Annotated in this window: 10 protein-coding genes; 4 read left to right on the forward strand and 6 right to left on the reverse strand. The window is 47.9% G+C overall.

The features are described from left to right. Positions 1–152: 152 nt before the first annotated feature. From GRF59_RS08535 to GRF59_RS08550, 4 genes are all read left to right on the forward strand, one after another. A complete protein-coding gene (locus tag GRF59_RS08535; RefSeq protein ID WP_160497156.1) occupies positions 153–977 on the forward strand; it encodes a hypothetical protein in 825 nt (274 codons plus the stop codon). 145 nt (positions 978–1,122) lie between these two features. Beyond that, entirely contained in the window at positions 1,123–1,899 is a 777-nt protein-coding gene (locus tag GRF59_RS08540; RefSeq protein WP_160497157.1) for an ABC transporter permease, read from the forward strand. Continuing rightward, positions 1,896–2,696: an ABC transporter permease gene (locus GRF59_RS08545; protein ID WP_160497158.1), complete on the forward strand. Its 801-nt coding sequence runs from the start codon at positions 1,896–1,898 to the stop codon at positions 2,694–2,696. The genes GRF59_RS08540 and GRF59_RS08545 overlap by 4 nt, the downstream gene beginning before the upstream one ends. Before the next feature lie 40 nt (positions 2,697–2,736). After that, positions 2,737–3,741: an ABC transporter ATP-binding protein gene (locus GRF59_RS08550; protein ID WP_160498197.1), complete on the forward strand. Its 1,005-nt coding sequence runs from the start codon at positions 2,737–2,739 to the stop codon at positions 3,739–3,741. A gap of 219 nt (positions 3,742–3,960) precedes the next feature. On the opposite strand, the gene tdh is transcribed toward GRF59_RS08550, so the two are convergent. The 6 genes from tdh to GRF59_RS08580 all read right to left on the reverse strand — a co-directional run bounded on the left by tdh (position 3,961) and on the right by GRF59_RS08580 (position 12,807). Continuing rightward, entirely contained in the window at positions 3,961–5,058 is a 1,098-nt protein-coding gene (gene tdh / locus GRF59_RS08555) for an L-threonine 3-dehydrogenase (protein ID WP_160497159.1), read from the reverse strand. Between the two features lie 118 nt (positions 5,059–5,176). Next, positions 5,177–7,165, reverse strand: coding sequence for a right-handed parallel beta-helix repeat-containing protein (locus GRF59_RS08560; RefSeq protein WP_160497160.1), 1,989 nt, complete (start codon positions 7,163–7,165; stop codon positions 5,177–5,179). Positions 7,166–7,227: 62 nt separating this feature from the next. Then, positions 7,228–8,451, reverse strand: coding sequence for a hypothetical protein (locus GRF59_RS08565; protein WP_160497161.1), 1,224 nt, complete (start codon positions 8,449–8,451; stop codon positions 7,228–7,230). Between the two features lie 57 nt (positions 8,452–8,508). Further along, a complete protein-coding gene (cps2T, locus tag GRF59_RS08570) occupies positions 8,509–9,744 on the reverse strand; it encodes a beta 1-4 rhamnosyltransferase Cps2T (RefSeq protein WP_160497162.1) in 1,236 nt (411 codons plus the stop codon). Positions 9,745–9,862: 118 nt separating this feature from the next. Next, on the reverse strand, positions 9,863–11,380 hold the full coding sequence (locus GRF59_RS08575) for a glycosyl hydrolase family 28-related protein (RefSeq protein ID WP_160497163.1): 1,518 nt from the start codon (positions 11,378–11,380) through the stop codon (positions 9,863–9,865). Continuing rightward, complete coding sequence (locus tag GRF59_RS08580) at positions 11,380–12,807, reverse strand: O-antigen ligase family protein (RefSeq protein WP_160497164.1); 1,428 nt, start codon at positions 12,805–12,807, stop codon at positions 11,380–11,382. The genes GRF59_RS08575 and GRF59_RS08580 overlap by 1 nt, the downstream gene beginning before the upstream one ends. Between the last annotated feature and the right edge of the window lies 1 nt (position 12,808).

A 12,808-nucleotide genomic window follows, 5' to 3' on the forward strand; every position in this document is an offset into this window, starting at 1 on the left:
TCCATATATGTTATTCTCAAATCATTCGATGAACAGCTTACGTAGAAGCACTCGTAAGAGAAGGCGGATTTCGCCTCTCTTTTACGGGTGCTTTTTTATGTTTAGGCAAGCTTCATATGTTCATCCCAATTTTCGTGTAAAGGGGAATATTCATGAAACCAATCAAGAGATTTTTTCCAGCCTTATTTTGCATCGTGTTCGCAATGTCATTAGCTTTCTCCGCTTCTGCTGAAGCAGCCGCCTCCATGCAGTGGTCCGCCTCACAGCAAGCCGCCGTAGATCGCGCCACTGCCGCGGATGCCGCTCTTCGCAGCAAGCTGGGGACGATGTACAGCACCTTTACGGGTGTTCAGTCGCAGCTACAGCAGATCGATCAGAACATCAGCACGCTGCATTACAAAAACGAAGAAACGCAATCCGCATTAACCAAACAAATCAAGGTCATCGACGCGGATAACATTGCAAAGCTCGAACAATCGGTTAAACAGCTCAAAGACAAATACAAACCGCTGCTTTCGATGTATACCGCACTGAACCAGCAGATAGCGACTGCCAATAAACTCAAGAACAAACAGCTCAGCTCTGCATTGAAGGCACAGGCGGAAACAATGAAAATAGCAGTTCAGATCGCGAAGACAGATATTAAAAACAAGGAACAGGCGCTCGCTTCCGCCAAAGCCAAAAAAACCGCTTCCCAGAAAAAGATCCGGGGGATCCTTGCCGGAGCCGATCCATTGCGCATTAAAATCAAGTCCGAGAAAAGTACAGCGACCATCCTGAATAAAAATGTCAGCCCGATGTGGAAGGGCGTCAGCCAAGCAGTAAAAGTCGGGGATGCCAAAAAGATATACACGGATCTGAATAACCTGGTCAACCAGCTGCGTCAAATTCAGGCACAGAAACAAAAAATACTCTCTCTGGAAAACCAGGTCAGCAGCATTCTGCAAAACGCCAAATCTCAGCTCGCTTCCATCTAAAACATGCCTAAATAGAGAATGCACACCTATTAAAAGTTTTGATTGCGTCCAAAACCAGATTTTGGTATGATGAAATCCTTCTCACTCGTTCGCCTTGACTGAAGTTGACGGATCTCGTCGCTACAAAACTTATCGGAGGTGTGCAATGCTCTATTTCACTTTGGCTTCAAAAGCGTACGCCCGCAATTTGCAATACCGCGGCGCGCACATGCTGCACAATCTCGCAAGCGCTCTCTTTGGCTACCTCTACGCCTGTATCTGGATCGGCATTGGGGCGGACCGCCCGCTAGGCGAGTATGGCGTGCAGGGAATGATCGGCTACATCGCTTTTACCCAAGCTTCACTATGGATTACAGGCTTTATCACGAACGGGCTCGGCATTCCGCAAGCCGTGAGGACAGGCCAAATCTCACTGGATTTGATGCGTCCGGTCCATTTGTTTGTGTTGTGCATGTGCAGGGAATGGGGGCAGATTGCCTATCAGTTTGTATATAAATCCCTTCCCATCTATCTTCTGTACATGATCCTGTTCCGGCTATCCCTGCCGACGCACTGGACTACGCTCCTGTATACCTTCGTCGCTCTGGCTGCCTCATCCTACATGTCCATCTGCATGAATTACCTCATCGGCGCAACTTCCCTGTGGACTACGGAATCCAACTGGCTTTTCTGGGTCAATCATGCCCTCGTTAACCTGCTGGCGGGTTTCTTTATTCCGGTGGAATGGCTGCCGTCCTGGCTTCAGACCGTTAGTTGGATGTCTCCTTATCCCTATCTGTTGTACGTTCCGACCCGTATTTATTTGGGCTATGAGCAAGCGGGCAGTTTACTCGGATCGATGGCGTGGTGCATCGTTTTCACTTTGCTTTGTCTGCTTGTGACCGTTGTAGTACGGCGTAAGGTGGAGGTGCAGGGCGGATGAACATCAAATATTGGCTGGATTTGTATGTTGTGCTCATTAAGTCAAGCATACGTAGCAGGATGCAGTACAAGCTGAACTTTATTCTGGGCACGGTCCTCGCGGCGATCGTCCAAATTGCCGAATTTCTGATGATCGCCATCGTCTTGAATAAGTTCGGCGCGGTCAAAGGCTGGTCATTGTATGAAGTCGGATACCTCTTTGCCGTAATGACCTTGTCCAAAACGCTGTATCGAACCTTTGCCAGCGATGTCCATCATCTGGAGAACTACCTGACGACAGGTGAGCTCGATCAGCTCCTGACCCGTCCGGTCCCGATACTGCTGGCGCTGATGTCCCAAAACATCCGCCTGATGCCGGGGGAGCTGCTTCAGGGAGGCACGATTCTCTACTGGTCCATGCATGGACTGATAACCAGCGGCCAGATTACCTGGGCGGCCCTGCCTTATACGCTCTTCATCATCGTGACCGGAGGCGTGATCCTGTTCTCGATTGGACTGGCCACCGCCACGATAGGTTTTTGGATTACAAGAATCGATGAACTTCAAACGCTGACGGAGGATGCCGCACAAACGGCTGTCCGCTACCCCCTTGTCCTCTACCCTGTCTGGCTCCGTTCCCTTCTGCTCATCGTCATTCCGGTCGGCTTTGTAGGTTATGTCCCTTCCCTGTTCATTCTGCGCGGAGAATATGGAGCATGGCTAGTTTACGGCATCGCCTTCCTTGCAGTCATCTGTCTCATTGTGAGCTTGAAGTTTTGGAAATTCGGGTTAACCCGCTATCAAAGTACAGGAAGCTAGTAGGAAAGGGGATATCAACCAAATGAAACCATCACAACCGATGATTGAGGTCTGCGGACTACACAAACAGTTCAAGACACCGGTGGTCAAAGAAGGGCGTTTCGCCGGCCTCCGCACATTATTTACAAGGGAATACCGGATGAAAGAGGCCGTTAAGGATATTAGCTTCACCATCTCGCAAGGAGATTTCGTCGGGTATATCGGTCCGAACGGGGCCGGCAAATCCACCACCATCAAGATGCTGACAGGGATACTTCATCCCTCTTCGGGTGAGGTGAAAATTGGCGGAATCAATCCGCATCATAACAGACGGCACGTCGCCAAGCGGCTCGGAGTGGTCTTCGGGCAGCGAAGCCAGCTGTGGTGGGATCTGCCGGTGAAGGACTCATACGATATTTTGGCACATATGTATAAGGTTGCTTCTTCCGAGAAGGAGAAGCGCCTTGACGAGCTCGGAGAACTGCTGGATCTGAAGGAGTTTTGGCTTACACCCGTACGCAAGCTTTCCTTAGGCCAGCGAATGCGTGCCGATATTGCCGCTTCCATGCTGCATGATCCGGATGTTCTATTCCTGGATGAACCCACAATCGGTCTTGACGTGACCGCCAAGCGGAGCATTCGCGGCTTCTTGAAAAAGCTCAACAGCGAATATGGAAAAACGATTCTTCTCACCACCCATGATATGGATGATATCGAGCAGCTATGTCAGCGGGTCATGGTGATCAATCACGGAAAGCTCAGTTATGAGGGAACCATCGGGAACCTGAGAGATAAAATCGGATTGCCTACACGCATACACGTGACATTCCATGGAACCTACCAGATGCCTATTCCCAAGGATCTTAGCCTTCCGGTAGAACTCGGACTTGATGCTGAGCACACCTTTCAGATCGTTGAGGCAAGCAGCCATGAGATACATATTGAAGCGAACAGGCAGCAGGTCAAAGCCATGGACATTCTGCGGATGGTCAGTGGCTGGGGCGAGGTCGCGGATATTCATATGGAGGAGCCTGATTTCGAGGATATCATTCACCGGATTTATTAAGGAAAAGACGTTAGTATCTTCTTCGAATTTTCGGGGATTTGACGGAACCAAAAATACTCGTAACCTAGAAGAGGATATTCATGGGGACGCGGCGGTCTTGTCTTTCTGGCGACATCGCGAATCACATCAATCGACGCATTCATATGAATAAAGCAGGGAGCGTGCCAAAGATCCTCGGGATCTTACGGTTCGCTCCCTGCTTTTTTCCTGAGTTACATCTCAAACATGCAGCAGCGTCGGAATCGACGGTTGCTGCACCGCCTCGAAGTGGTTGCTCAGCTCATTCAGGAACACGATTTTACCGCAGGCACCACTCTTCATCAGCTCGAAGGCTTCCTCAAAGCGGTCCAGCGAGCAGGTATGCGTCACGAGCCTGTCCAAACCCAGATTCCCGCTGCGTAGAAGCCCCTTCATCTGGTACCAAGTGTCATACATCCGGCGGCCGGTAATCCCCTCCACCCGGATACCCTTGAAGATAATCTGCCCAAGGTCCATTGCCACATCACTTGTTGGTATACCAAGCAGAGAGACGCGTGCCGCGCGTGCTGCCGCTTCAAAGCCATTCCGGATGCCGTCCGGATGCCCGGACATTTCGAGCACAACCTCCGCCCCCTCACCTCTCGTCATATCACGGACTACCTGGGGCAGGTGTACTTTTGAACTGTTGATCACGATATCCGCACCCATCTGATGGGCCATGTTCAGACGATATGGATGGATATCAGTCGCCATGACGAGCCCGGCTCCACAGGCTTTCGCAACGGAAATAGCCATGAGTCCGATCAATCCCGCTCCCACGATCAGTACGGATTTGCCTACGATATCGCCGGAGAGAACCGTATGTACGGCATTGCCCAGCGGATCTTGAAGACACGCAAGCTCATAAGGCATGGACGAGTCATTCTGAATAATACTGCTCGCCTTCGCGACTGCATACTCCGCAAAACATCCCGGTGCCGTAATACCGAAGCTGCGCGTATGATGGCAAACATGAGCGTTCCCGGTGCGGCATGCCTTGCAGGTGCCGCAAACCATATGACCCTCGGCTGACACATGGTCACCGGTCTTCACGCTGCTGACCTGCTCCCCGGTCTCCATCACGATCCCGGCAAATTCATGGCCGAATACGTTTCCTGTCACAACCGACTTTTCGGCCCATTCGTCCCAGTTATAGATATGGACATCCGTGCCGCAGATGGAGCTTGCCTTGATTTTGACGAGAACCTCGTCCGGACCGATGGTAGGGATGGGAACTTCCTTAAATACGGCTCCGGGAGCACGGTGTTCTTTGACGAGTCCGATCATGGATTTTTGCATGGATATTCCACCTTTTCAATAGGTTTGATAGATTCATGGTCCAAGCTTGGGCAAAAAAAAAAGAACTGACATCAGGGCAAGCTTCATGCGCTCTCTGAATCAATTCAAGCCCGTACTATTATGGATTTACGCTGACGATATTCCCTGCATAGTCTCTCCAATTCGTTCCGTCGAAATAGACCGGTTTTTTCTTTGTTGGATCGTAATACGTGTCGCCTTCTACCGGTTTTTTGGTCACTTCCGTACTTCTTTTTAAGTTGATGAATTTATCTCTCAGCACAATTTCCGTGTACTTTCCATTGGAGTTTCCCGTTTTGCCCCGGAAAAAGAGGCGCCCTGTCTGAAGTTGGTATTGCATATAGCCCGGTGCGTAGTCCGCGGAGGGATATCCCGAAAGACTGTTTTCATCAATGACCATAGGAGTCAACATAGCCTTTTCATAGCCTTTGAAGAAAAGCGCGAATTTGTTCGCGTTATACCATACGGTACCTGAATCAATGCCTGGTATGCTGCCGTTATTGATATCTCCCTGGAGCTGCGACATTCTCAGCATCGGAAGTCGCTCCGCTATCTGTCGACCCGCCCAAGTCATGTCCACCTCGACATGATCGTCTATCGGTAGGTTGCCTGGATTGACATTGCCTTGAATATGATGGTGCCCTTGGACGACGGAAATGGCTTTTATGCCATATTTTCTGCCACCGCGAGTATCCATGAACAGATTGCCCTGAACGACGGTGAAGTCCGCTCCGAACAAATTAATGCCGCAGATCTGGTCATGATTGGTTGCCGGATTCATGTCCTGGTAGTTCCAGTTCTGAATGCGGTTGCTCGTAATGATAATGTTCGAGCATTTGGATTCCGGATAGTTCGAGCCATTCACGGTTGCGATTCCCGAGGTTGGCACATTGTCGATCGCATTCCCGCTGACGATGATATCTTTGGATGCATAAATATTAATGGCACCAAAACTGTAATCCGAAATTGCAGGAGCGCTGATACTGTTGCTCTCCACGATACACTGCCGCACACCCCAAATCTCAATGCCGTCATATCGGTTGTTAATGCAGATGTTGCCCGAGATCGTGATATCGTACGTCTCGAATTGGGTTGAAGCGAAGGCGGTAATTCCTTCCTGACCGTTACCGATGACAATATTCCCCGCTGCCAGATTGCTGAAGCATTTCCGGTCGGCTGCCGCCGTAATTCCGATATTCGTATCAAACGTAATGCCTTGTCCTCCGCAGTTTTCGATATGGTTATTCACGATTTTGCAGTATTTTGAAGATGACGCGTTGATGCCGGTATTTAAATTCCCTTCCACGTTGTTGAACAGCGTCTTGTTCTTGATCCGGTTCCCTTGAACCAGCATGTCGGTGCAGACGCTTAAATACATAATCCGGTTATTCACGTTCTTCGTGTTCAGGATTTGATTGTTCAAGATCATTCCGTTCGAGCAGTATGAAAAGGCCCAGTTACCGGCGTTCTCGAACACGCGAAGCTGCTCAATGATAAAATCGGAACTTGAGCTGATATCAAAACTGATTTTGCCTTCAAGGTTTTCAATTTCAAAAGATGAGATACCGCTTCCAGCAAACAGCGTGTCCGTAGACTGGGACGCTGCATTATTTTGCAGGACAGCCCCTTTTTCACCCGTAATCTTGACTCCGGATTTCACATAAATGGTCCCTGCACTGTATGCTGCCGGAGGAAAAACGACCGTCCCTCCGACTGAAGCCGCCGTATCAATTGCGCTTTGAATGCCCTTGGAATCATCATTTTTTCCGTTGCCCACTGCGCCGAACCACTGCGGATAAAACTCCTTCACCTGCGGATGCCCTGAAATCTGACCATCACCGGCAAAAATCTGTGTGATTCCAGCTTCAATTTTACCGTTCAAAACCAACGTTCTCCCACTAGCGATATTCAGCTTGGCTCCGTTCATGAAATTCAGCGTGATACTTGAATCTACGGTGAGATTAGAATTTACCGGATAATTTCCGCTTGGAAGGATCAGCACTCCACCACCGCTTGCTTTCAATCTCGCGATCTCATCTCCCAATTTGGAGGGGTCTGTCAGTGTAACCCACGGTATACCATCAGCCATTCCTTCAACCTCCTGTCCATTCATACCAGCTTGTAAAGAGTCTTATAGCATTACTACACTATTCAGATCACTTCTTCTTTGCTGTAGACATTGTGATTAATTTTATGAATAGGGCGGTTGAAACTCCGTGGTTGAATGCGCTCCTTTTCCGAGTGAAAAATCAATAGATTTGCAATCAGACCATAAATAATCCAGTTGACGGGATTGGTAAAGTAACCGCCGGCAATCTGGTAGGTGAGAATGAAGACCAGAAGTCCAACCTTAAATACGCACTCATGCCTCTGAATCCTCATCAACAGCATGAGATGGAACACGAGCAGCAGCGTAATAGCGCCTAGACCTCCCTCAGCAATGACATACATGAAGGAATTGGCAATGACTCCGACCAAACCTTGGCTGTAATAAGCATTTTGAACCGTATCTGTATTTAAATTTCCAAGTCCGGTTCCGATGAAATCCGAATGAACCAGAATTTGGTTCATGATTCGAGCGCTGACATTGAGACGGTAAAATACGGAACCATCCGTTCCATTGACGATATCAATCAAGCGCAAATAAAGACGGTTGCCGCTTGCCACGAACCATACGGCTGCCAAAGACCCGGCGATGAAGAGCAGGATCGTCAGCAGAAGCTTTCGGATGCTGATCCGTTCGCGTAAATAAAACAGATATGCTATTCCAAGGGATAAACCCAGGCACATCATTCCTCCCATGCCGGCAGATAAGACCATAATGGCTGTATTGATCAGCATGAAAAATAAGTTCATCATCTGATGCTTTAAACTGGATTCATGCAGCATGAACGATCCCAAAATGATGATTAAAATACAAACATGAAAGGAGGCTTCGCTCGGCTCCGCATAAAAAAGCGCTAGTCTGACCTTTTGGTATAAATTCACGTCATCATCCAATCGCCATAGCAGCTTGGTTTTATGTACCATGGCGATGCACAGCAGAACCAGATTGATCGCGGACGTAACATAAATCATTTTTTTGAAAGAACTCATGCTCATCTTCATCTCTCTTACCTGCAGAAACAAAACAATGTTCAGAAACAGCTTGGCGAGATTGACGACGGTTCGGCCGATTTCGAGCTGGTCGTTCACCAAAACCTGCAAAAGGGCATACAAAACCGCGAAATAAATATATCCGGCAGCTTTTAAGGTCACCGATTTGCGCTGCACGATATCTCTTAAAATAAGAGCAATCGACAAAAAATAGAACAAATCCAGGTTAGCAGTAATTCCCTGATGCAGCACATAAATCATAGCGAATATGATTTCCATATGATCTCGGATACCTCGTATCTAATAGTTCTAAGCTTTGCCCGCTGCTGCATCTCATCATTGGCTTTGCTTCAGTTTCTCCTTGGAATAACTAAGTCCGTGGCGTGCATGCTGCGGGTTTCTATGGAGCACTTCAAAAGAATGAAATAGATGCTCGTAAGATTTGACGATTCGCTCCCATGTATATTCCTTTGAAATTCTCGCTTTGGCTCTCGATTCAAGCATCTTGATACGAAAATCGTCATATTGTTCCACCTCATGGATGCGAGCGGTCAACGTACCGGGCTCTGCCGAAAAGTACAATGCGCCATCCCCCCCAACCTCGCGGTTGAATACAACATCGTACAGCAGGTTCAGCCTCGTGGAAGCCAACGCTTCGAGCAAAGAAGGATTGGTCCCCCCAACTTCATGTCCATGGCAATATCCAAATGCGAGCTCGCGGATTTTCTTCAGCATTTGCTCATGATATACGGTCCCTACGAATTTGATGCGCGGGTCCTGATCGAAGCGGCATTTATGAAGCAGTTCATCGAAATATGAATTGTGCTCGGCACCGGTAATGATTACCAGATCCTTCGCAGTCTTCGATTTCATGAATTCCCTGATGATCAGTTCATAATTGTTTTCAGGAACGAATCTGCCGATGATCAAATAATATTCCCTCGGCTTGATCTCATGTTTTTCCATCCATATCAGCAATTCAAGTTCGCGCGAATCCATTGTAGATGGAACCAAATCTGCCCCATATGCAATAAATGTGGTTCTCGGACAATACTTCGCATAATCCTGCCGTATATACTTCTCGATACCTTTGGAATCGCATACCAGCAGATCCGCATGCTTGACCATCAGCCGTTCTGAGAGCTTCCAGTACCGTTTGATGAAGCTGTTCCATTTGCCACGCTTCCATTCATGCCCGTCCGGATTGACAAGCACGGTAACTCCCAGCTGTTCCAGCTTGCGTTTATAGGCATAAAAAAAAGGCCCGATCCTGCAGGCCAAAATATAGACGATGCAATCGGTAAGCCGACGCTGTTTTATGTAACGGACACATTCTCCCAGACTCAACAGATCATACAAGACGGCACGGGCACTGCCGACTTGGGGCACCCGAACCTGAAAACAGCGGGCACCGTTATGCTCGAACTCTCCCTTTCGATCCGATAAGCAGGCCACATGATAACTGGTTTCCCGGCTCATCCTTCTCGCCGTCAATTGTTCAACGAAGGTTTCAAAGCCGCCGTACTTGGCAGGAATCCCTTTGGAACCAATAATAAATACGTGCTTGGTCATCTTTTCAACCTCTTCCATTCTTTTATGACTCTTAATAGCGTGCGTATAATTATAGAAGCATTAACAAAAAAGACCCTTTTTCCGGGTCCCATTCATCCTATTTGCCGTTTTTTCGTCTCTACACCGGGAAATTCCTCGAGAGTTCGATAATCTGCGAGCCGTATACCAAGAGCGTCATACTCGAATCGGCCGGAAAGGTCACGTAAGACCCGCTCCCCTTCAATTTAACGTTTAGAATTTGCCTGGATATTTTCAGATTGCCTGTGTAGGAATAGATCACGACGATCCGAGGTAGCGATTTGGACAGGTTTTCCTTGGTCAATTGCGTGACGATCGTTGAACGTGTGTAAGCGAATACGGCAAGGGTAAGGTTCGAAATGTCAACCGCAGCCCCGTTATTGGTGAACGCCATATATTCTTCCGATAGAACGCCCTTGATCGGAACCGCTGGTACCCCCTCGGTATTCCCGCTGAGATAATTCGTACTGACCGGATTGACAGAATAATAATCGGCATTTAAGGAACTGGCAGGATAATTGGTGAATTGATTTGAAGTCACGCTGACAGAAGCGCATGTGGCTGGAGAATCGATTTTTAACGGTTGGTTCTTACCATACTGGCTTCGGGCGTTATTCCCGGTGATGTTAATCATGGAACTATCCTTGATTTGGATCGCATAGACTCCCGGAAAGAATATATTATTATTTGACACATTGCCGATAAAGTAAGGGCTGTTCTCGATATATACGCCGGTGGATTGAATATCCTCACCAGATTTCCAGGTCAGGTTATTGCCGTTTACGATGCCTCCAACGACTGTGGATAAGAAAATGCCGTATTTTTTAGCCCAAGCGACATTATTGTTGGCTATAATAAGATTGAATCCCTCTTTTGCTATGACGGCGCTTTCGGCTGCTTCGAATAAATGATTCCCTTCAATGACGACCCAGTTAAAATCCTCAATGTAAATATTCGATTTCTCAGCGCCCGTATGACCAAAAAAGAACGTGTTTCCTTTGCAGATGAGACCGTCAATCCCCTTGGCCCAAATATGGTATATGTTGCTGAATGCGCCTGGCACATTGGTTCTGGACTCATACATATTATTGGAAAAGTTCACATCTCCAACGACGTGGCTTCCGCCATCGTCTGGCGCGATATAGTCTACATAGAGTCCGTAGTTGCAGTCAATGAGCTGGTTGCCCGTTATGGTGTAGCGTGAACAATGCTGCGTTTTGTTCACTTTTTCAAAATAAATGGCTTTAAGACAGTTCATGAACCGAACTTCCGTAATGAGAACGCCATAATACCATCGGCAATTGATGCCGTTTCTCGTCTTTCCTCCCTGAATGGTGATGCCGTCAATCTTTACGTTGCCTGTACCGCTAAACCTGTCCGTGTTGCCCGTGGGCGTGCCGTATAGGTTAATGGAACCATTCAGCGTTCCCGTTCCGGTAATATACACATTGGACGTGGTAATCGTAATGTTGGCATTATATACGCCGTCCGGAATTACAATGGTCCCGCCCGTCTGCGAAATACTGTTCAGCGCTTTCTGAATGGCCTGTGTATCATCTGTTAAACCGTCGCCTTTGGCTCCATAGAGCCTGACGTTAACTCCCGTCGCATCCGCCATCAAAGGCACCTCCTTTGTTCCGAATTGCATGCCCCCTCATTCATTTGCATTATATTGACGATCTGATTTTTTGGTTTCGGGCACTTCGACCCTTCCATTGGTCCATTTTCATCAGCGGTATGATGCACAGCATCCTCTCTCCAACCGAAAACCAATCCGTAGGCAATGATAAAGAAAGTATAGATGCAAAGGCTGTAGTATTGATTGGGATTGAAATTAACGACGATCAAATTCCCCAGAAACAAGGTAACAGGGAACCAGCCGTCCCCTTTGTATTTTTTCAGGGTCCATACGAACAAGGACACATAAACGAGCAGAAAAAAAGCAAACCCGAATAATCCCTGCTCTACGAGCATGTTCAAGAACTGGGAGTGCAGCGCAATGTCGTCAATACCATGATACGCCTGCATATAAGGAACATATTGCCCTGCTCCGAGTCCAAACCACATATGTTCTTTCAAGATTTGAAAGGCTCCGCTGAATTGAATAAACCGATGGGATTCCGTATTGCCCCGGTCCACGAACAGCATCTGGTATAACTCATCATAAAAGATCTGATAGACCAGAATGGCCGCAAATGCAGCTGCCATGATCGCTCCCAATCTCTTCAACAGCTGATGCCCGGTCCCCATTCTGGCATACAGAAGAAAGATGAGGAACTGCACGCAGACGGATAAATAGCCGATGCGGGTAAAGGTGAGGAACAGAAAAAGCCCGTTCAACAGCGCAGCCGCGATGCTGAATAGGCTTCTTTTCTTCATAAAGTAATAAAGCAGCACCGGAAAAAAAATTGCAGCAAGATTGCCCGCGCCGTTGCTTGCACCGACAAAACCAATCGCACGCTTGGCCACCCTGGCGCCCTCATAATAATTGATGGAACTCTGTGCCGAAAAAAGAAGCAGCGACTTATTCGTTATATATTGAAGTACCCCAAGCAATGAGTTCAGGACCGAGAAACCGACAATGCAGCGAAGGATCGTTGAGGTACTTATCTGCAGCACCCCCAGCAAATAAAACATGAATGCCAGCAGCAATACATTCAGTTCGAGATTCAGATGGTAAATATAGAGGCTGGAATCAAAGATGTTCAGCGCAAATCCCTGAAACACCATTATGATCAGTAGCATGGCAAGCGATACTCCAACCAGCCCAAGCCTGTACCTGTCACCTTGATGTTTGGGCAATGATTGGAGCTTGCTCTTCAGAACCAGATGCACCAGCAGGGATAAATCAGTAGTAAATAAGATAAATACGGTTAAGTCCACATGAACGTCCCGATAACCGGTATTCAATTGAATACTACTAACCATAGCCAGAAGCAGAAAACTCAGCAGCACCGTTCCCGCCCCTTTCCGGGGCAGAATGTTCACCGCTGCAAGCAGTCCAGCCATCAGCACAGGTATGAAAAACAACACCATCGCCAGCATA

Source organism: Paenibacillus dendrobii (assembly GCF_009807035.1).
Lineage (GTDB): Bacteria > Bacillota > Bacilli > Paenibacillales > Paenibacillaceae > Paenibacillus_AQ > Paenibacillus_AQ dendrobii.

Excerpts from the sequence above, each read along its gene's own strand:
- GRF59_RS08535 (WP_160497156.1), top strand. The coding sequence starts at position 153 with ATGAAACCAATCAAGAGATTTTTTCCAGCCTTATTTTGCATCGTGTTC.
- GRF59_RS08540 (WP_160497157.1), top strand. The coding sequence starts at position 1,123 with ATGCTCTATTTCACTTTGGCTTCAAAAGCGTACGCCCGCAATTTGCAA.
- GRF59_RS08545 (WP_160497158.1), top strand. The coding sequence starts at position 1,896 with ATGAACATCAAATATTGGCTGGATTTGTATGTTGTGCTCATTAAGTCA.
- GRF59_RS08550 (WP_160498197.1), top strand. The coding sequence starts at position 2,737 with ATGATTGAGGTCTGCGGACTACACAAACAGTTCAAGACACCGGTGGTC.
- tdh (WP_160497159.1), bottom strand. The coding sequence starts at position 5,058 with ATGCAAAAATCCATGATCGGACTCGTCAAAGAACACCGTGCTCCCGGA.
- GRF59_RS08560 (WP_160497160.1), bottom strand. The coding sequence starts at position 7,165 with ATGGCTGATGGTATACCGTGGGTTACACTGACAGACCCCTCCAAATTG.
- GRF59_RS08565 (WP_160497161.1), bottom strand. The coding sequence starts at position 8,451 with ATGGAAATCATATTCGCTATGATTTATGTGCTGCATCAGGGAATTACT.
- cps2T (WP_160497162.1), bottom strand. The coding sequence starts at position 9,744 with ATGACCAAGCACGTATTTATTATTGGTTCCAAAGGGATTCCTGCCAAG.
- GRF59_RS08575 (WP_160497163.1), bottom strand. The coding sequence starts at position 11,380 with ATGGCGGATGCGACGGGAGTTAACGTCAGGCTCTATGGAGCCAAAGGC.
- GRF59_RS08580 (WP_160497164.1), bottom strand. The coding sequence starts at position 12,807 with ATGCTGGCGATGGTGTTGTTTTTCATACCTGTGCTGATGGCTGGACTG.